Annotated in this window: 13 protein-coding genes; 8 read left to right on the plus strand and 5 right to left on the minus strand. The window is 70.5% G+C overall.

Translation table 11 applies throughout. The annotated features are described in order from the left end of the window. The first annotated feature begins 24 nt into the window (after positions 1-24). From SLW55_RS07590 to SLW55_RS07620, 7 genes are all read left to right on the plus strand, one after another. On the plus strand, positions 25-2103 hold the full coding sequence (locus SLW55_RS07590) for a TonB-dependent siderophore receptor (RefSeq protein WP_320740648.1): 2079 nt from the start codon (positions 25-27) through the stop codon (positions 2101-2103). Between the two features lie 250 nt (positions 2104-2353). Beyond that, on the plus strand, positions 2354-3580 hold the full coding sequence (locus tag SLW55_RS07595; protein WP_295910334.1) for a siderophore biosynthesis protein PvsA: 1227 nt from the start codon (positions 2354-2356) through the stop codon (positions 3578-3580). Next, complete coding sequence (locus SLW55_RS07600) at positions 3577-5373, plus strand: IucA/IucC family protein (RefSeq protein ID WP_320744898.1); 1797 nt, start codon at positions 3577-3579, stop codon at positions 5371-5373. The genes SLW55_RS07595 and SLW55_RS07600 overlap by 4 nt, the downstream gene beginning before the upstream one ends. Beyond that, positions 5370-6542: an MFS transporter gene (locus tag SLW55_RS07605; protein WP_152236035.1), complete on the plus strand. Its 1173-nt coding sequence runs from the start codon at positions 5370-5372 to the stop codon at positions 6540-6542. Before SLW55_RS07600 ends, SLW55_RS07605 begins: the two co-directional genes overlap by 4 nt. After that, entirely contained in the window at positions 6520-8277 is a 1758-nt protein-coding gene (locus SLW55_RS07610) for an IucA/IucC family protein (RefSeq protein ID WP_320744899.1), read from the plus strand. The genes SLW55_RS07605 and SLW55_RS07610 overlap by 23 nt, the downstream gene beginning before the upstream one ends. After that, a complete protein-coding gene (locus SLW55_RS07615) occupies positions 8274-9527 on the plus strand; it encodes a type III PLP-dependent enzyme (protein ID WP_320744900.1) in 1254 nt (417 codons plus the stop codon). The genes SLW55_RS07610 and SLW55_RS07615 overlap by 4 nt, the downstream gene beginning before the upstream one ends. Positions 9528-9581: 54 nt before the next feature. Continuing rightward, positions 9582-9896 (plus strand): PsiF family protein, encoded by a 315-nt coding sequence (locus tag SLW55_RS07620; RefSeq protein ID WP_017910801.1) that lies wholly within the window; start codon positions 9582-9584, stop codon positions 9894-9896. Positions 9897-10130: 234 nt separating this feature from the next. On the opposite strand, the gene SLW55_RS07625 is transcribed toward SLW55_RS07620, so the two are convergent. Together SLW55_RS07625 and SLW55_RS07630 are read right to left on the minus strand one after the other, a co-directional pair. Then, positions 10131-11216 carry a sterol desaturase family protein gene (locus SLW55_RS07625; protein ID WP_320744901.1) on the minus strand — a complete coding sequence of 362 codons (1086 nt, stop codon included), beginning with the start codon at positions 11214-11216 and terminating at the stop codon, positions 10131-10133. A 102-nt stretch (positions 11217-11318) separates the two neighbouring features. Beyond that, entirely contained in the window at positions 11319-12557 is a 1239-nt protein-coding gene (locus SLW55_RS07630; protein ID WP_320744902.1) for an MFS transporter, read from the minus strand. Positions 12558-12650: 93 nt separating this feature from the next. On the opposite strand from SLW55_RS07630, the gene SLW55_RS07635 reads away from it, so the two are divergent. Further along, positions 12651-13418 (plus strand): helix-turn-helix transcriptional regulator, encoded by a 768-nt coding sequence (locus SLW55_RS07635; protein ID WP_320744903.1) that lies wholly within the window; start codon positions 12651-12653, stop codon positions 13416-13418. 25 nt (positions 13419-13443) lie between these two features. Here SLW55_RS07635 and SLW55_RS07640 read toward each other — a convergent pair whose 3' ends face one another. The 3 genes from SLW55_RS07640 to clpB all read right to left on the minus strand — a co-directional run bounded on the left by SLW55_RS07640 (position 13444) and on the right by clpB (position 18930). Further along, complete coding sequence (locus SLW55_RS07640; RefSeq protein ID WP_017914322.1) at positions 13444-14730, minus strand: O-acetylhomoserine aminocarboxypropyltransferase/cysteine synthase family protein; 1287 nt, start codon at positions 14728-14730, stop codon at positions 13444-13446. 658 nt (positions 14731-15388) lie between these two features. Then, positions 15389-16345 (minus strand): HAD-IA family hydrolase, encoded by a 957-nt coding sequence (locus SLW55_RS07645; RefSeq protein WP_320744904.1) that lies wholly within the window; start codon positions 16343-16345, stop codon positions 15389-15391. Continuing rightward, the gene (gene clpB / locus SLW55_RS07650) at positions 16345-18930 is read right to left on the minus strand and encodes an ATP-dependent chaperone ClpB (protein WP_320744905.1); all 2586 of its coding nucleotides are present in this window, start codon (positions 18928-18930) and stop codon (positions 16345-16347) included. The genes SLW55_RS07645 and clpB overlap by 1 nt, the downstream gene beginning before the upstream one ends. Positions 18931-19007: the final 77 nt, after the last annotated feature.

Raw genomic sequence — 19007 nt, forward strand, 5'->3', positions numbered from 1 at the left:
CTGGCCGTCGCCCTCGCCGCCGCCATGCTCGCCCCCTCCAGCGCGCGCGCCGAGGACACTCCGCCCGACGCCGACGCGCAGGCGCGGATCCGCCAGCTCGACGCGGTGCAGGTGCAGGGCAGCCTGCTCGGCCGCTCCACCGTCGAGGACGTGCAGCACTACGCCGGCAGCCGCCAGGTGATCGACAACACGCAACTGCGCACCGGCGCCAACCGCTCGCTGGACGACGCGCTGCAGAAGGTGCCGGGCATCAAGGTGTTCGACGAGACCGGCACCGGCGCGCTGCCGCAGATCATGCTGCGCGGCCTGTACGAGAGCCGTAGCGGCCGCGTGCAGGTGCTCGAGGACGGCATTCCGCTGGCGCTGGCGCCGTACGGGCAGACCAGCCTGTCGTTGTTCCCGGTCGGCCTGAACCAGGTCGACCGCATCGACATCGTGCGCGGCGGCGCGGCGGTGCAGTACGGCCCCAACAACGTCGGCGGCGTGATCAACCTGATCAGCCCGGACATTCCCACCACCTGGACCACCACGCTGGGCCAGAAGGTCACCGCCGGCGGCGCCGGGCATTACCTGGGCGACACCGCGATCAGCACCGGCGGCTACGCCAGCGACACGTTTGGCCTGCAACTGGACGCCAACTGGACCAAGGGCGACTACTGGCGCGAGCACAGCGCCACCGACATCAAGAACCTGCGCCTGCGCGCGGAATGGTGGCTGGCACCGGACAAGCTGCTCAAGGCCAGCGTGCAGCGCTACGTCGCCGACATGGACATGGCCGGCGCCTTGTCCACCGCCGACTACCTGCGCGATCCACGCCAGTCGACGCGGCCGCTGGACGCATTCAACGGCCGCACCACGCGCGCCTCGCTGGTCTACCAGCAGGACTTCGGCGATGTGGGGCCGTTCCAGGACCTGCGCCTGGACTGGAGCAACTTCAGCGCGCGCAGCAGCCGCAACTTCATCGTCGGCATGCGCTCGGCGGCCAGCGAGACCTGGCGCCCCGACCTGCCGCCGCAACTGCGGCAGAGCGCCCCGCGCGATTTCCGCGTCTACGGCAGCGAGCCGCGGCTGAGCTGGACGATGGGCGACGGCGCGGTGCGCCAGCAGTGGACGCTGGGCGCGCGCGCGATCAACGAGGACATCGACTTCCTGGTCGGCAACACCCGCCTCAGGGACGGCCTGTACACCCTGGTGCGCGACTGGCGCTTCAAGGACCGCGGCGCCGCCGCCTACGTCAGCGACGCGATCGCCTTCGCCGACGGCCGCGTCACCGTCACCCCCGGCCTGCGCTACGAGCAGGTCGATTCGCGCTACTACAACCTGGCCAGCGGCGCGCGCACGCGCAACAAGACCGACGACGTGCTGCCCGGCCTGACCCTGGGATTCCAGGCCAGCCCGCAGTGGTACCTGTACGCCGACGGGCAGCGCTCGCTGCGCGCGCCGCAGGTCACCCAGATCATCTTCGGCGACAACCTCGACGCCGAACTGGCCTGGAACTACGAAGCGGGCGCACGCTACCAGCCCAATGAGCGCACCCGCGTGCAGTTCGGCGGCTACCTGATCGACTTCGACCAGCAAATCCAGCTCGACAACACCACGCGCACCTACCGCAACCTCGGCAAGACCCGCCACCAGGGCGGCGAAGTGGAACTGCAGTGGAGCCCGGCGCAACTGCGCGCGCTGACCCTCAATGCCGGCTACGCCTATCTGGACGCACGGCAGAAATCGGGCGTGTACGACGGCCTGCGCGTGCCCTACACCTCGCGCAACCAGCTCACCCTCGGCGCGTCGTACCGGCCCGAGTCCGGTCATACCACCGTCGCCGTTTCCAGCTATTACTTCAGCCGCGCCTTCAGCGATGCGGCCAACACCGTGCAGGAAAACGCGATCGGCTCGGTCGGCGAGCTGCCGGCCTACTGGGTGTGGAACGCGCAGCTGAGCCAGGTGCTCAGCGAAGGCGCCAGCGGCAAGCTCAGCGCGTCGCTGGCGGTCAACAACCTGTTCGATCGGAAGTACTGGTACCGCGGCATCGACACCAGTCCCTGGGGCCGGCAGCCGGCGCCGGGCCGCAGCGTCACCGTCGGCCTCGAGTACACGTTCTGATCCACCCCGGCGTCGGACGACGACGCCGGCAGTCGCACCACCGCGCGCCAGCACGGCGCGCCGCCGCCCGCGGGAGACGCGGGCACCTGCAGCGGACGCAGCCGCGTCCTTCCCCTACCCAGCGCGCGCCCGATGCGATGCGCCAGGCAACCACGCGACCCTGCCGCAGCCGCGGCGCATGCCTCCCGTGTCCGCCTCCGCGCGGCCGCGCCGGCGGCGTGCGTGCGCCTGCGCCCGACGAGACCCGCACATGACCTCGCACGACGCTCCCCTGCTGCTCCTCAGCCACGTCTGCCACCCGGCGGTGACCGATGGCTTCCTCCCCGCCGCGCAGCGCCTGGGCGTGCCGGTGCTGCTGCTGACCGACCACCGCCACGCGCACCTCGACCACTTCCGCCGCCATCCGCCGGCCGCACCGGTGCAGGTGCTGGAGTGCGACGTGTTCAATCCGCTGGGCGTGCTCGACCTGCTCGGCAGCCTGCCGCAGCCGCCGCGCGCGGTATTCAGCAACAGCGATCACCTGCAGACCAGCGCCGCCGTGGTCGCCGCCGCGCTCGGCGTGCCGGGCAAGGATTGGCAGGTCTGCTACGCGGCCAAGAACAAGGCGGCGATGCGCCAGCGGCTGCGCGCGCTCGGCCTGCCGGCGCCGTGGTTCTGCAGCCTGGCGCCGGGCGCGATGCCGCCGGCGCAGGCACCCTGGCCGCTGATCGCCAAGCCGCGCGAAGGCGTGGCCAGCCTGGACGTGCGCCACTGCGCCGACGCGGCGGCGCTGCAGGCCTACCTCGATGATTTCTGGCAGCGCCACCCGCAGCGCAGCGTGCTGCTGGAGAGCGTGCTGGAGGGTCCGCTGTTCACCCTGGAAACGCTCGGCGACGGGCGCACCCTGCAGCCGATCGGCGGCTTCGACGTGCAACTATCGGCGCCACCGCATTTCGTCGAATGCGAGGCGCGCTGGCGCAGCGCCATCGACACCCCGGTGCTGCAGCAGGCACTGGCGCAACTGCAGGCGTTCGGCATCGGCTTCGGCGTATGCCACAGCGAGTTCATCCTCACCGCCGACGGCCCGGTGCTGGTGGAGATCAACTACCGCAGCATCGGCGACGGCCGCGAATTCCTGCTCGATCGCCTGTTCGGCGGACACTGGTTCGACAGCGTGCTCGGCCTGCACCTGGGCCGGCCGCTGCCGGCGCTGCAGGCGCGCCGCGCGCAGGCGCTGGTGCGCTACTACGTGGCCGAGCACGACGGCAGGCTGGCGGTGGCCAGTGCCGACCATGCCAGTAGCGACGCGCACTGGGAAGCACGCTACCGCCGCCTGCGGCAACCCGGCGACGCAATCCGCCTGAGCCACTCCAACAAGGATTACCTGGGCGTGCTGGACGTCCTCGCCGACACCGCGTCGGACCTGCAGCAGGCGCTGGCCAGCACCGAGGCGTCGCTGCACTGGCGCATCGACACCACCACCGGAGTGGCGGCATGAGCCAGGACGCCGACCGCCGCTACATCGACCTGCGCGTGATCGACGCCTGCCTGCGCGAAGACCTGCGCGGCATCGTCAGCCGCGGCGCCGCGGCCACGCCGCCGCCGGCGGTGCTCGCCGCCTGGGCGCAGGCGCCGCTGCCCACAGACGCCATCTGGTGGCGCATCGCGCACCTGCCCGACGGCGAACTGTGGCTGCCGCTGCGTCGCGCCGGCTACCTGCAGACCGTGAGCGCCTGCAGCGACAGCTGGGTCCTGCACACCGGGCAGCACAGTGTCTGCGAATCCGGCGCGGCGCAGTGGCTGGCGCGACTGGGCGCCGGGCTCGACGCGGAGACCCAGGCGCTGCACCGCGCCTATGTCGAGGAAGCCGAGTGCGCGGTGCGCCAGCGCGCGCTGGCGCGGCAGGCCTACGCGCAGCAACGGCCACTGCTGGCCACCGCGCTGGACGCCGCCGACGCGCACGAGCGCGCCTACCGCTGCGAACAACTGGCCAGCCACCGCGACCATCCGTTCTATCCCAGCGCACGCGCCAAGCTTGGCCTGGACGATGCCGACCTGCCGCGCTACGCACCGGAGTTCGGCCCCAGCTTCGCGCTGCGCTGGCTGGCGCTGCCAATCGCGCAGGTCACCCAGACCACGCCGCCGCCGGCGTTCTGGCCGCGCCCGAGCATGCTCGGCCTGGATTCGACGCTGGACGCCGACCACGTCGCCTGGCCGCTGCACCCGCTGATCTTCGCGCGGCTGGGCGAGGACGGCTTCGCCCTGCCGGACGGCGCGATCGCCGCGCCGCAGCCGTGGCTGCAGGTGCGCCCGTCGCTGTCGCTGCGCACGGTGATTCCGCTGGCGTTTCCCGATCATCATCTGAAGCTGCCGGTGCCGATGCGCACGCTCGGCGCGCTCAACCTGCGCCTGATCAAACCGTCCACGCTGTACGACGGGCACTGGTTCGAACGCGTGCTGTGCGACCTGGCCGCGCACGATCCGGCGCTGGGCGAACGCTACCTGCACGTGGACGAGGCGCATGCCGGCCATGTCGGCGAGACCCGCCACCTGTCCTATCTGCTGCGCCGCTATCCCGCGCTGCCGGACGCAACCCTGGTGCCGGTGGCCGGCCTGTGCGCGACGCTGCCCGATGGCCGACCGCTGGCCGCGCACCTGGCCGACGGCTTCCATGGCGGCGACCTCACCGCCTGGTGGGACAGCTACCTGGCGCTGATGTGCCAGGTGCACCTGCGGCTGTGGCTGCGCTACGGCATCGCGCTGGAGGCCAACCAGCAGAACAGCGTGCTGATCTACGCCGCCGGCCGCGCGCCGCGGCTGCTGATGAAGGACAACGACGCGGCGCGGGTGCTGCTGCCGCGGCTGTACGCGCAACGGCCGGCGCTGGCCGCGCTGGGCACCCCGCGCGACGCGCGTATCGTGGTGCAGGACGACGCCGCGCTGGCGCGGATGTTCTGCACCATCATCCTGCAACTGGATCTGCAGGCGGTGCTGGAAGGGCTGGCGGAATGGCAGCCGGGACTGCGCGCCCCGCTGTACGCACTGCTGCGCGCGCGCCTGCACGGCACCCTGCGCGCGCTGCGTGAGGATGGCATCGACACCGCCCCGGCGCAGGCGCTGCTGGACGCGCCCACGCTGCCGGTGAAGTACCTGCTCAGCGCCGGCAGCCTGCTCGGCAAGCAGATCACCGGCGCGGCGGACATCAACAAGTTCTACGGCGACAGCGCGCCCAACCTGCTGCGCGAGGCTGCGCTGGCGGCGCGCGCGGTCGCGGCCGGGGCGGCGCGATGAAGCGCCTCCTCGGCCCGGTGCTGGCCGCGCATTATCTGGCCGCCTTCACCGCGCTGGGCATGCCGCTGTTCCTGCCGCAGGTGCTGCAGCAGCTCGCGCCGGGTGCGGCGATCGGCTGGAGCGGCGTGCTGTACGTGCTGCCGACGCTGTGCACTGCGCTCACCGCCAGCACCTGGGGCCGGCTGGCCGACCGCTATGGACGCAAGCGCTCGCTGCTGCGCGCGCAACTCGGCCTGGCGCTTGGCTTCCTCATGGCCGGCTTCGCGCCGAACCTGGGCTGGCTGGTCGCCGGCTTGGTCGTGCAAGGCGCCTGCGGCGGCTCGCTGGCCGCGACCAACGCCTATCTCAGCAGCCAGGCGCAGAGTGGCTCGCTGGCGCGGGCGCTGGACTGGACCCAGTTCTCGGCACGGCTGGCGATGGTCACCGCACCGGCGCTGCTCGGCCTGGCCACCGCGCTGGGGCCGGCGCAGTCGCTGTACCGCTACCTGGCGCTGCTGCCGCTGCTGGCCTTCGCGCTGAGCTGGCGGTTGCCGGCCGATCCGCCGCGCGTGCCGGCGGCAGTCGCATCCACACCCGCGATGCCGCAGGCGGATGCGGCGCAGCGCCGCCAGCGCTGGGCGCTGTGGACCACGCAATTCCTGTTCTGTTTCGCGATGGTGGTGACCTTTCCCTACTTCCTGCCGTATGCGCAGGCGCACGGCATCGGCAGCAGCGCGGTCGCCGGCCTGCTCTACAGCTTGCCGCACCTGGTCTACCTGGTGCTGATGCCGTGCTGGCGCGGTCGCGACCACCGCATGTCGCCGCTGCCGGCGGGGCTGGCGCTGTTCGCACTGGCCTGCCTGCTGCAGATGGCGCCGCCGGCGCCCGGCTGGTTGATCGCCGCGCGGCTGCTGTTCGGTCTGGGCATGTGGATGGCGCTGCGCGGCCTCAACCGCAGCCTGGCCGAGGTTGCCGGCGGGCGCGGCGCGGGCCAGTTGTTCGGCCGCTTCGATGCCGCCGGCAAGTACGCCGGCGTCGCCGGCGGCGCCCTCGCCGGTGCCCTGGTGCAAGGCCATGGCCTGGCCGTTCCCTTCCTCGCCGCCGCCGCGGCCGCCCTGCTGGCGCTGCTGCCGGCCCTGATGCTCACGTCCGTTCGGAGAACCGTCCATGTCCCCGTTGCCGATGCATGACCCGTGGTACGACAGCCTGGCGCAAGCGCAGGCGATCACCTGCTGGCTCAACTGCTACCTGCGCGAAGTCGCGCTCGATCGCGGCCTGGCCGACTTCGACTATCGCGGCCTGGACCGGCCCGGCATCGCCGCCGCCGGCGAGCGCTGGCTGCGCCTGCGCCTGCCCTCCGGCGCCACGCTGTGCGTGCGCCTGGCGCATGCCGACCGCCTGGGCCGCTGCCGCTTCGCCTCGGCGCCCTACCTGAAGGCCGATGGCCGTCCGTGGCACTGCCTGGACGCAGAGGCGCTGGTGCGGCTGCTGCTGCAGGAACTCAGCGAAGGCGAGCACGCGCCCAACCTGGAACTGCTGGCGCAGAGCGCCAACAGCATCGCCATCACCGCGCAATTGCTGCGCCAGGCCGACGCCGCCCAGCCCACCGGCGAGGCGCTGATCGATGCCGAGCAGTCGATGCTGTGGGGCCACGCCTTCCATCCCACGCCCAAGAGCCGCGAAGGCGTGCCGCTGGCGCAGGTGCTGGCCTGCGCGCCGGAAGCGCGCAGCGCCTTCCCGCTGTTCTGGTTCCGCATCGACCCTCGCCTGTACCGCGCACAGGGCGATGACGTACGCGCCACGCTGGCGCAGGCCGGCGGCGGCGCCGACCTGTATCCGTGCCATCCGTGGGAGGCCGAGCGCGTGCTGGCGCATCCGCTGCTGCGCCAGGCGCAGGCGCGCGGCTGGATCGAGCCGCTGGGCGAACGCGGCCTGGCGCTGCGCCCGACCTCGTCGGTGCGCACGCTCTACCACGCCGAGCTCGATCATTTCCTCAAGCTGTCGGTGCACGTGCGCCTGACCAACTGCGTGCGCAAGAACGCCTGGTACGAACTGGAAAGCGCGGTGGCGCTGACCCGCCTGCTGGCGCCGGACTGGCAGGCGCTGGCGCAGCGCGTGCCTGGCTTCCACGTGCTGCTGGAGCCGGCCGCCACCGATCTGGACTTCTCCGCGCTGGACGCCGATGCGCAGGCCTGCCGCGAACTGGGCGAGAGCTTCGGCGTGCTGTACCGGCAGGCGATCCCCGCGGCGCAGCGCGCGCGCTATCGCCCGCAGGTGGCCGGTGCGCTGTTCACCAACGACGCACGCGGCCAGCCGGCTTGCGCCGCCGCACTGCAGACGCTGGCGCAGCGCAGCGGCAGCAGCCTGGAGGCGGCCACCGCGGCCTGGTTCCGCGCCTATGCGCGACTGCTGCTGGATGGCGTGTGGAGCGCCTGGTTCGGCTACGGCATCGTGCTGGAGCCACACCTGCAGAACACCGTGATCGGCTGCGAGGACGGCCTGCCGACACAGGTGTGGATCCGCGACCTCGAAGGCACCAAGCTGCTGCCGTCGCGCTGGCCGGCCGCACGCCTGCCGGGCATGTCCGAGACCGCGCGACAGTCGCTGTATTACAGCGCCGAACGCGGCTGGAACCGCATCGCCTACTGCGCGCTGGTCAACAACCTGGCCGAAGCGATCTTCCACCTCGCCGACGGCCACGACCGCCGCGAACGCCAGCTGTGGCAGATCGTCGGCGACATCGCGCGCAGCTGGCAGCAGCGCCACGGCACGCAACCGGCACTGCAGGCCCTGCTCGACGGCGCGCCGCTGCCGGCCAAGAACAACCTGCGCCTGCGCCTGCTGCAGCGTGCCGACCGCCATGCCGACTACAGCTTCCTGCCCAACCCGATCGGCAGCGCCGCGCTGCGGCAGGCGGCGGCATGAGCCTGCGCATCGATCCTGCCCCCCTGCACGCGGCGCTGGCGCAGTTGCGCGCGCAGGCCGAAGGCCCGGTCTGCGCCTACGTCTACGACCTGGCAGCGCTGCAGACGCACGCGGCGATGCTGCGCGCGCACCTGCCGGCCGAGTGCGAACTGTTCTACGCGGCCAAGGCCAACGCCGAGCCCCCCGTGCTGCGCACGCTGGCACCGTGGGTGGACGGTTTCGAGGCGGCCTCCGGCGGCGAACTGCAATGGCTGCACACGCACCAGCCGGGCCGCCGGCTGCTGTTCGGCGGCCCCGGCAAGCTCGATACCGAACTGCAGCTGGCCGCCAGCCTGCCCGACTGCAGCGTGCACGTGGAAAGCCTGGGCGAGCTGCAGCGACTGGCGCGCATCGCCGCGTCGCACACGCGGCCGCTGTCGGTGTTCCTGCGCCTGAACATCGTGGTGCCGGGCATGCAGGACACGCGCCTGGTGATGGGCGGGCGGCCCTCGCCGTTCGGCCTGGACGTGGACGATCTGGACGCCGCGATGCAGGTGCTGCGTGGCGCGAGCGGACTGCGCCTGGACGGCCTCCACTTCCACCTGCTGTCGCACCAGCGCGATGCGCAGCTGCAGTTGCGGCTGATCGCACACTACCTGCAGACCGTGCAGGGCTGGCGCCAAGCCTATGGATTGGGACCGCTGACGGTGAATGCCGGTGGCGGCTTCGGCGTGGACTACGCCGATCCTGCGGCCTCGTTCGACTGGGCCGCGTTCTGCGCCGGGTTGCCGGCGCTGCTGCGCACGCACGGCGAAGGCCTGCGCCTGCGCCTGGAGCCGGGCCGCTACGTCAGCGCCGCCTGCGGCTGGTACCTGATGGAAGTGCTGGACATCAAGCGCAGCCATGGCGCGCAGTTCGCGATCGGCCGCGGCGGCACCCATCATTTCCGCACGCCTGCCGCGCAGGGCCACGACCATCCGTTCCTGGTGCTGCGCGGCACGCAGCCGCCGGTGCTGCGCGATGCGCGGGTGACCCTGGTCGGGCAACTGTGCACGCCCAAGGACCTGCTGGCCCGCGACCAGCCGGTGGCCGCACTGGCACCTGGCGACTGCCTGGCGTTCCCGCTGGCCGGCGCCTACGCCTGGAACATCTCGCACCAGCAGTTCCTGATGCATCCACCGCCGCAGATGCTGTTCCTCGACGGCCCGGCGCAGGCCGCCGACGCCTTGCCGCAGCGCCGCATTGCCGACCCGGCCGCCGCGGCGTCATGATCCGGTCACCCGTGCCGGCGCACCCTGCCGGCACATCCAACCGGAGCTGCCGCCATGACCCGTTCCGCCCGCTTCGCCGCCACCTGTCTGCTGCTGAGCTTCACCGCCGCCCCACTGCTGGCCACCGCCGCGACCAAGCCGCAGACCGCACAACAGACCCTGATGGCCAAGTGCTCGGCCCAGAACAAGGGCAAGAAAGGCGATGAGTACAAGAGCGCGCAAAAGGCCTGCCTCAGCGGCGGCACCGCGCCGGCGGCGGGCAACGCCTCCCAGCAGCGGATGAAGGACTGCAACGCGCAAGCCGCGACGCAGAAACTGCAGGGCGACGCCCGCAAGACCTTCATGAGCGGTTGTCTGAAGAAGCAGTGAGCCGACTAGCCCCTCTCCCCCCGGAAGAGGGGTTGGGGTGAGGGTACGTCGCGTAGCGTCTCGCGATGTCTAGGTGCACGAGGCTGCGCCCGTACCCTCATCCGCCCCTTTGGGGAACCTTCTCCCAGAGGGAGAAGGGAAAAGCTGAGCCCCTCTCCCACCGGGAAAGGGGTTGGGGTGAGGGTAGGACAGCCAGCGAGACCGGCAACAACCGCATTGCCACCGCCACGGCTCCTACGAATCCCGACTCCCCACTCCCGAATCCCCGCCACTCAACGGCAAACCCGCATGATCCACCGGAATCGGCGCATAGTCCTCGCCGAACGCCACTTCGCCCGGCGTCCATCCCGAGCGGCGTCGCACCGCCCCCCAGAAGCGCTTGAGCCCTTCCCACTGCAGCGCCACCAGGCCCAGCTCGTTGTCGCGGTCCACCATCGGATCGCCCACGCCGGTCGGCCGCACCGGCTCGCCGTACAGCGCCGTGCCGAACAGCACGTCCCAGAACGCGAACACCTGGCCGAAGTTGCAGTTGTGCAGCCCCGGCCGCTCCGGGTCCACGCGCATGTGATGCAAGCGGTGGAACGGCGGATCGACCAGGATCTTGTCGAGCACCGGACCGAAGCCGAACCGGGTGTTGGCATGCGACAGGTTCTGCACCAGCTCGCCGAGCAGCATCAGCCAGGCGAACTCGTCGGCCTCGATGCCGAAGGCGATGCCCACCGCGGCCAGCACGAACGACTGCAGCATGCCGTCCAGGTAGTTGCTGCGGTCGTTGGCCCAGCAGCTGAGCTGGCGCTGGCTGTGGTGCATGCTGTGCATCGCCCACCACCACGGCATCCAGTGCTGCACCCGGTGCATCCAGTAGTAGGTGAAGTCGTAGGCCAGGTAGTACAGCGCGAACAGCGCCAGCGGATGCCGGTCCAGCCACGGCCAGGCATGGCGCAGGCCGGTCTCCGGCGCCGCCGCGGCGTTGGGGTCGGCGCCGCCCAGCGCGTTGACCACCGGGGTCAGGATCAGGAACGAGAACAGCGGGAACACCCCGATCAACATCAGCCAGGTGTAGTGGAAGTCGATCCGCGCCAGCCGCCGATGTTCCCAGCGCTCGGCCGGCCACAGGCTCTCCAGCGGCCGGAACAGCACGCCGATGATGGACAGCTGCAGGGCCGCCACCAGCAACGAGGCGGCGATGTCGTGCGGATCGTCGCTGAGCCCGGTCAGGTGCAGCGCCGCCAGCAGCGGCGCCACCGCATGGCTGGCGACCAGGTCGACCAGCGTGGACCAGGCGTGGGCAACGGACGAGACCAGGGCGATGACAGGCATGCGAAGACGGCGATGGAGGCGCGACGGCCGGCGCGACAGCATGCGGCCGCTGGCTTTCGCCAAGCTGTCCGCGCCGGCCGATGCCGGCCACGCGCGGTCGTGCTAGTGCGTCGCGACGGCGTCGGGTCGCCGGCTCGGCAGCAGCGCAGCGACGATGCCCAGCAGCGGCAGGAACGACATCACCTGGTACACGAAGACGATGCCGCGATGGTCGGCGAGCAGCCCCAGCACCGCCGCGCCCAGCCCGCCCATGCCGAAGGCGAAGCCGAAGAACAGCCCGGAGATGGTGCCGATGCGTCCGGGCATCATTTCCTGCGCGTACACCAGGATCGCCGAGAACGCCGAGGACAACACGAAGCCGATCAGCACGGTCAACGCGGTGGCCGCATGCAGGCCCACATGCGGCAGCGCCAGCGCGAACGGCGCCACGCCCAGGATCGACACCCAGATCACCGGCTTGCGGCCGATGCGGTCGCCGACCGGGCCGCCGATCAGCGTGCCCAATGCCGAGGCCAACAGGAACGCGAACAGGTGCAGCTGCGCACTCTGCACCGAGATGCCGAAGCGCTGGATCAGGTAGAACGTGTAGTAGCTGCTCAGCCCGGCGATGTAGAAGTACTTGGAGAAGATCAGCAGCAGCAGGATGCCGACGATGCGCACCACCGTGGCCCGCGGCAGCGCCGGCACCGCGGCGACCGGCCGCGGCGTCGCGCGCGCGGCCTGCAGGTGCAGCGCGTACCAGCGCCCGACGTAGGACAGCAGGGCGATGCCGAGCAACGCCGCGGCGCCGAACCAGGCCACGCTGTGGCGGCCGTTGGGCACGATCACCGCTGCGGCGATCAGCGGCCCCAGCGCGGTGCCGGTATTGCCGCCGACCTGGAACACCGACTGGGCCAGACCATGGCGGCCGCCCGAGGCCAGCCGCGCGATGCGCGAGGATTCGGGATGGAAGATCGCCGAGCCGATCCCGACCAAGGCCGCCGCCAGCAGCACCATGCCGAAGCTCGGCGCGTAGGCCAGCAGCAACAGGCCGCACAACGTGGAACTCATGCCGATCGGCAGCGAGTACGGCGCCGGCCGGCGATCGGTGCGCAACCCGATCAGAGGCTGGAACAGCGAGGCGGTGATCTGGTAGGTCAGGGTGATCAGGCCGACCTGGGCGAAGCTGAGCTGGAACTGGCCCTTCAGCACCGGATACAGCGCCAGGATCAGCGACTGCATCATGTCGTTGATCAGGTGCGAGGAGGTGATCGCCGCCAGAACGCCGGACGCGACCTTGCGCGGGGCGACGGGAGCGGCGGGAGAGGCAGCAGCGGGCGCGGCAGGACGCAGCGTGAACATGGCGGGACAGGCATTGCCGGGAGTGCGTGCATGGTAGGCTGCCCTGCCCCGACCTTCTTGCGCGACATGCCCAGCAACCATCGCAAAAAGGACATGCTGGTGCCGCGCGCCGGCCGCAATGCGGACGACGCGCCCGCCGACGTGGTGTGCAAGGCCGTCGACTACCCGCCCGACAGCGCCATCGCCCCGCACCGGCATGCGCGTCATCAGTTGATCTACGCGGTCTCCGGCCTGATGGTGGTGCGCTCGGGCCAGGGCCACTGGGTGGTGCCGAGCACGCGCGCGCTGTGGATCCCCGCCGGCACCGAGCACAGCGTGCGCTGGATCGGCGTCCTGCGCATGCGCAGCCTGTACATCCGCCCCGCCGCCATCGCCGGCATGCCAGACACGCCGACGGTGATGGCGATGGAGCCGCTGCTGGAAGCACTGATCCGCAGCGCCGCGGAAATCCCCTGGGACCACGCCGCCGACTCGCGCGACGGGCGGCTGATGCGGCTGATCCTGGACGAACTGCATGCCCTGCCGGCGCTGCCGCTGTACCTGCCGCAGCCGCGCGATCCGCGCCTGCTGCGCATCGGCGCCGCGCTCGACGCCGACCCGGCCGCTCCCACCACGCTGCACGCCTGGGCCGCGCAGCTAGGCGTGGACGTCAAGACCATCCAGCGCCTGTGCCAGCGTGAACTGAGGATGCGCTTCGGCCAGTGGCGCCAGCAACTGCGCCTGCTGCGCGGGCTGGAAAGGCTGGCCGCCGGCGACCGCATCATCGACGTGGCGGTGGAGCTGGGCTACGACAGCCCCAGCGCGTTCACCGCCATGTTCAAGCGCCAGTTCGGGCAGCCGCCGAGCCAGTTCTTCCGCTGAGCACGCGTGCAGCCCGCGGCGTGGCTCAGGCCTGCGCCAGCGCCTGCTGCAGGTCGGCGAGCAGGTCGTCGATGTGCTCGATGCCCACCGACAGCCGCACCGTATCCTCGCTGACGCCGCTGCGCTGCAACTCCTCGGGCGAGAGCTGGCGATGCGTGGTGGACGCCGGATGCGTGGCCAGCGACTTGGCGTCGCCGATGTTGACCAGGCGGGTGAACAGTTGCAGCGCATCGAGGAAGCGCGCGCCGGCGGCGCGGCCGCCGCGCAGGCCGAAGGTCAGCACGCCGGAGCCGTGGCCGCGCAGGTACTTCTGCGCCAGCGCGTGCTCGGGATGGTCCGGCAGGCCGGCGTAGTTGACCCACTCCACCTTGGCCTCGCCCTGCAGGTGCCGCGCCAGCGCCAGCGTGTTCTGGTTGATCCGGTCCATGCGCAGCGGCAACGTCTCGATGCCCTGCAGGATCTGGAACGCGTTGAACGGCGACAGCGCCGCACCGGTGTTGCGCAGCGGCACCACCCGCGCACGGCCGATGTAGGCGGCCTCGCCCAGCGCCTCGGTGTAGACCACGCCGTGGTAGCTCACGTCCGGCTCGTTGAGGCGGCGAAAGCGCTGCGCGTGCGTTGCCCACGGGAAGCGCCCGGAATCGACGATCGCCCCGCCCAGGCTGGTGCCGTGGCCGCCCAGGTACTTGGTCAGCGAATGCACCACGATGTCGGCGCCGAAGTCGAACGGCCGCAGCAGGTACGGCGTGGGCACGGTGTTGTCGACGATCAGCGGCACGCCATGCGCGTGGGCGATGGCGGCCACCGCTTCCAGGTCGGTGACGTTGCCGCGCGGATTGCCGATCGACTCGACGAAGATGGCCTTGGTGCGCTCGTCGATCAGTCCGGCGAAGGCGCCGGGATCGCGGTAGTCGGCGAAGCGGGTCTGGATGCCGGACAGCGGCAGCGTATGCGCGAACAGGTTGTAGGTGCCGCCGTACAGCGCGCTGGAGGAGACGATATTGTCGCCGGCCTCGGCGATGGTCTGGATGGCATAGGTCACCGCCGCCTGTCCGGAGGCCACCGCCAGCGCGCCGATGCCGCCTTCCAGCGCGGCGATGCGCTGCTCCAGCACGTCGGTGGTGGGGTTCATGATGCGGCTGTAGATGTTGCCCTGCACTTTCAGGTCGAACAGGTCGGCGCCGTGCTGGGTGTCGTCGAAGGCATAGGCCACGGTCTGGTAGATCGGCACCGCCACCGCGCGGGTGGTCGGATCGGGACGGTAGCCGCCGTGCACGGCGATGGTTTCCAGCTTCCAGTTCGGGTCGGACATGGACGGATCTCGGCAAGAGGAGCCGAGACGATAGCGCCCTGCGTGGCAGCGAATGCAAACCCGCGGTTATGAGGCCATGACGCCGGGTTGTCAGCCCACCCGGCGCGGACGGCGCGCGGGCACCCGGTATGATGGGCCGGCCAGCCCGCCGGGATGCTCACCCGATGCAACGCGCCGCCATCCGCTCGATCCTGCTGCTGCTCTTCGCCCTGCCAGCGTTCGCGCGGGCCGCGCCGCCGCCGTTCTATGCGATGGAACAGTGGAGCCAGCCCTACACCTGCGAGGCGCAGCACCAGCGCTATCTCGCCGATCCCGAACAGGATTCCAGCGTGCCCGCGCGCGTCATGATGCAACGCTACCTCGACGTGCTCGACGCGGTGATCGCTGGCGACGAGGCGACGTTGACGTTGCGCCATCTCTGCGATCGGTTCGACCTGGATTTTTTCCCCGGCATGCTGCCGCCGCCGTATGCCGAACCGTGGAATCCCTCGCCGCCGCCACCGGTCGGCAACGTCTTCACTGCTTCCGTCGACGCCGCCGGCATGGCGTTCACGCAAGAAGTCGAAGCGAAGTACTTGCCCGACCAGGTCTCGCTCTCGCTTTCCATCAGTTCCAAGGAGGATGCGCCCGCGGCCGCGGGCAGCGGACTCGGCTACCGCTATCGCGACATGGGCGACGCCTGCCCGCTGCGGCTCGGGCAACTGGCCGACAGGCTGGCCGCCGCCGGATTCTCGAAAGAGTATTTCGCTGTGGAGCCGCCGCCCCCGCAATACGCCGCCACCGACTTTGGCGTCGGCGCCAGTTTCCAGCGCGACAACCTTGCCGTGAGCGCCTCGCTGCAAGGCAAGTTCGTAGCGCAACGCGCCCACCCCGAGGCGGCCTGCTTGGCAGGCATCACGTTGTCCCTGAAGAAATAGGCGCACGCACTGCTGCCGGAGGGAACGCCGACCTTGGCGCGCCGATCCGTCGCGGCATGCAGCGCGCGATGGGCCAACAGCCAGGCACGCAACGCCTCGGCATCGACATAGCCCTCGGCACGCAGGCCCAAGGCGCACGCAGCATCGACGTTGATCGTCGCATCGTCGACGATCAAGGCCGCGTCCGCCTTTACGCCGAGCCGCGCCAGTGCATGCAGGAAGATCGCCGGCTCGGGTTTGATCGCACCGACCTCGCTGGAATTCACCACCGCATCGAACGCGTCGGCGATGCCGAGCGCCTGCAGGTCGTGCGACAGGCGCGAGGTGGCGTTGCTCAGCAGCACCACGGGCATGCGCTGGCGCACCTGACGCAGCAGCGCCAGCACCGGCGGGTTGAGCCGCGCCGCCGTCGGCGCGGACCAGGCGTCGACCAAGGCCGCAACGTCGGCCCCGTGCGCGAGCGCGGCGAGGCGCGCGGCCACCTCGGCCCGCCATTGCGCATCGAGCGTCGCACCGCGAATCGCCAGCTCCAGCAGCGCCGGCGCGAATGCCACCGCGCGCAGACTGCCCGGCGGCACGCCGTGCGCGCGCTCCAGCGCCGCATCGTCGTCGGGCCACAGCCGCAGCACTCCGTCCATGTCCACCAGCAGGGCGCGCGCCGCCGACACAGCGGAACGCGCCTGCGCGATGGAACCCATCAGGCCTTCTCGAACACCAGCTTGCCGCCCTCGGCCTCGACCTTGATGGTGTCGCCGCTGACAAACTGCCCGGACAGGATCTGCTGCGCCAGCGGGTTCTCCAGTTGCGCCTGGATCGCACGCTTCAGCGGGCGCGCACCGTACACCGGGTCGAAGCCGACGTTGCCGAGCAGCTCCAGCGCGCGGTCGCCCAACTCGATCTTCAGCCCGCGCTCGGCCAGGCGCTTCTCCAGACCATGCAGTTGGATGCGCGCGATCGACTTGATCTGCGCCTTGTCCAGCGGATGGAACACCACGATGTCGTCCAGGCGGTTGATGAACTCCGGGCGGAAATGCGCCTGCACCACGCCCATCACCGCCGCCTTCATCTGCGTGTAGGCCTCGGCGCTGCCGTCGCCGCTCAGCTCCTGGATCTGATGCGAACCCAGGTTGGAGGTCATCACGATGACGGTGTTGCGGAAGTCCACGGTGCGCCCCTGGCCATCGGTGAGGCGGCCGTCGTCGAGCACCTGCAGCAGGATGTTGAACACGTCGCTGTGCGCCTTCTCGACTTCGTCGAGCAGGATCAGCGAATACGGCCGACGCCGCACCGCCTCCGTCAGGTAGCCGCCTTCCTCATAGCCGACATAGCCCGGAGGCGCACCGATCAGCCGCGCCACCGAGTGCTTCTCCATGAACTCGCTCATGTCGATGCGGATCATCGCGTCGCTGCTGTCGAACAGGAACTCGGCCAGCGCCTTGCACAGCTCGGTCTTGCCGACGCCGGTGGGGCCCAGGAACAGGAACGAGCCGCTGGGCCGGTTCGGATCGGACAGGCCGGCGCGCGAGCGGCGCACCGCGTCGGACACCACCTTGATCGCCTCTTCCTGGCCGACCACGCGCTGGTGCAGTTCGTCCTCCATGCGCAGCAGCTTGTCGCGCTCGCCCTCGAGCATCTTGTTGACCGGGATACCGGTCCAGCGCGACACCACCTCGGCGATCTCCTCGGCGGTGACGCGGTCCTGCACCAGCTTGAAGTCGTGCTGTTCGGCTTCGTTGGCCGCGGCCAGCTGCTTCTCCAGATTCGGCAGCAGGCCGTACTGGATCTCGCTCATCTTGGCGTAGTCCTGGCGCCGCTGCGCCGCCTCCAGTTCCACACGGGCCTGCTCGATCTGCTCCTTGATCTTGGTCGCGCCCTGCAGCGCCGCCTTCTCCGACTTCCACACCTCGTCCAGATCGGAGAACTCGCGCTCGAGCTTGTCGATGTCGCTCTCCAGGTCGGCCAGGCGCTGCCGCGAGGCCTCGTCCTTCTCCTTCTTCAGCATCTCGCGCTGGATCTTGAGCTGGATCAGGCGCCGCTCCAGGCGGTCCAGTTCCTCCGGCTTGGAGTCGATCTCCATGCGGATGCGGCTGGCCGCCTCGTCCATCAGGTCGATGGCCTTGTCCGGCAACTGGCGGTCGGTGATGTAGCGGTTGGACAACGTCGCCGCGGCGACGATCGCCGGGTCGGTGATCTCCACGCCATGGTGCACCGCGTAGCGCTCCTTGAGCCCGCGCAGGATGGCGATGGTGTCCTCCACGCTCGGCTCGCCGACGAACACCTTCTGGAAGCGCCGCTCCAGCGCCGCGTCCTTCTCGATGTACTTGCGGTACTCGTCCAGGGTGGTGGCGCCGATGCAGTGCAGTTCGCCGCGCGCCAGCGCCGGCTTGAGCATGTTGCCCGCGTCCATGGCGCCATCGGCCTTGCCGGCGCCGACCATGGTGTGCAGTTCGTCGATGAACAGGATGATCTGGCCCTCGTTCTTGGACAGATCGTTGAGCACGCCCTTGAGCCGCTCCTCGAACTCGCCGCGAAACTTGGCACCGGCGATCAGCGCGCCCATGTCCAGCGACAGCACGCGCTTGCCGCGCAGGCCTTCAGGCACTTCGCCGTTGACGATGCGCTGGGCCAGGCCCTCGACGATGGCGGTCTTGCCGACGCCGGGCTCGCCGATCAGCACCGGGTTGTTCTTGGTACGCCGCTGCAGCACCTGCACGGTGCGGCGGATTTCCTCGTCGCGGCCGATCACCGGATCGAGCTTGCCGCTCTCGGCGCGCGCGGTGAGGTCGATGGTGTACTTCTCCAGCGCCTGGCGCTGTTCCTCGGCGTTTTCCGATTGCACGGTCTCGCCGCCGCGCAGCTTGTCGATGGCGGCCTCGAGCTTCTTCTTGTCGGCGCCGGCCGCGCGCAGCGCCAGGCCCAACGGGCCGCCGTCGTCGGCCGCGGCCAGCACGAACCACTCGCTGGCGATGAACTGGTCGTTGTGCTGCTGCGCCAGCTTGTCGGTCTGGTTGAGCAGGCGACTGAGGTCGTTGCCCATCGACACGTTGCCGGGCTGGCCGCTGACCTTGGGCAGCTTCTCCAGCGCTTCGCCGAGCCGCTCGCGCAGCACCGGCACGTTGACGCCGGCCTGGGCCAGCAACGGCCGGGTGCTGCTGCCGGCCTGGTCGAGCAGCGCCACGAACACGTGCACCGGTTCGATGATGGTGTGGTCGCGGCCCACGGCCAGCGACTGCGCGTCGGCCAGGGCCTGCTGGAAGCGCGAGGTGAGCTTGTCCATCCGCATCGGGAAGTCCTCTGAAGGAAAGGGCCGGCCGTGCCGGCATGCCAGCAAAATGCGGCTGTTCGCCCCTGTTTCAAGGC

Origin of the sequence: Xanthomonas sp. LF06-19 (genome assembly GCF_034105425.1) — a bacterium.
GTDB lineage: Bacteria > Pseudomonadota > Gammaproteobacteria > Xanthomonadales > Xanthomonadaceae > Xanthomonas_A > Xanthomonas_A sontii.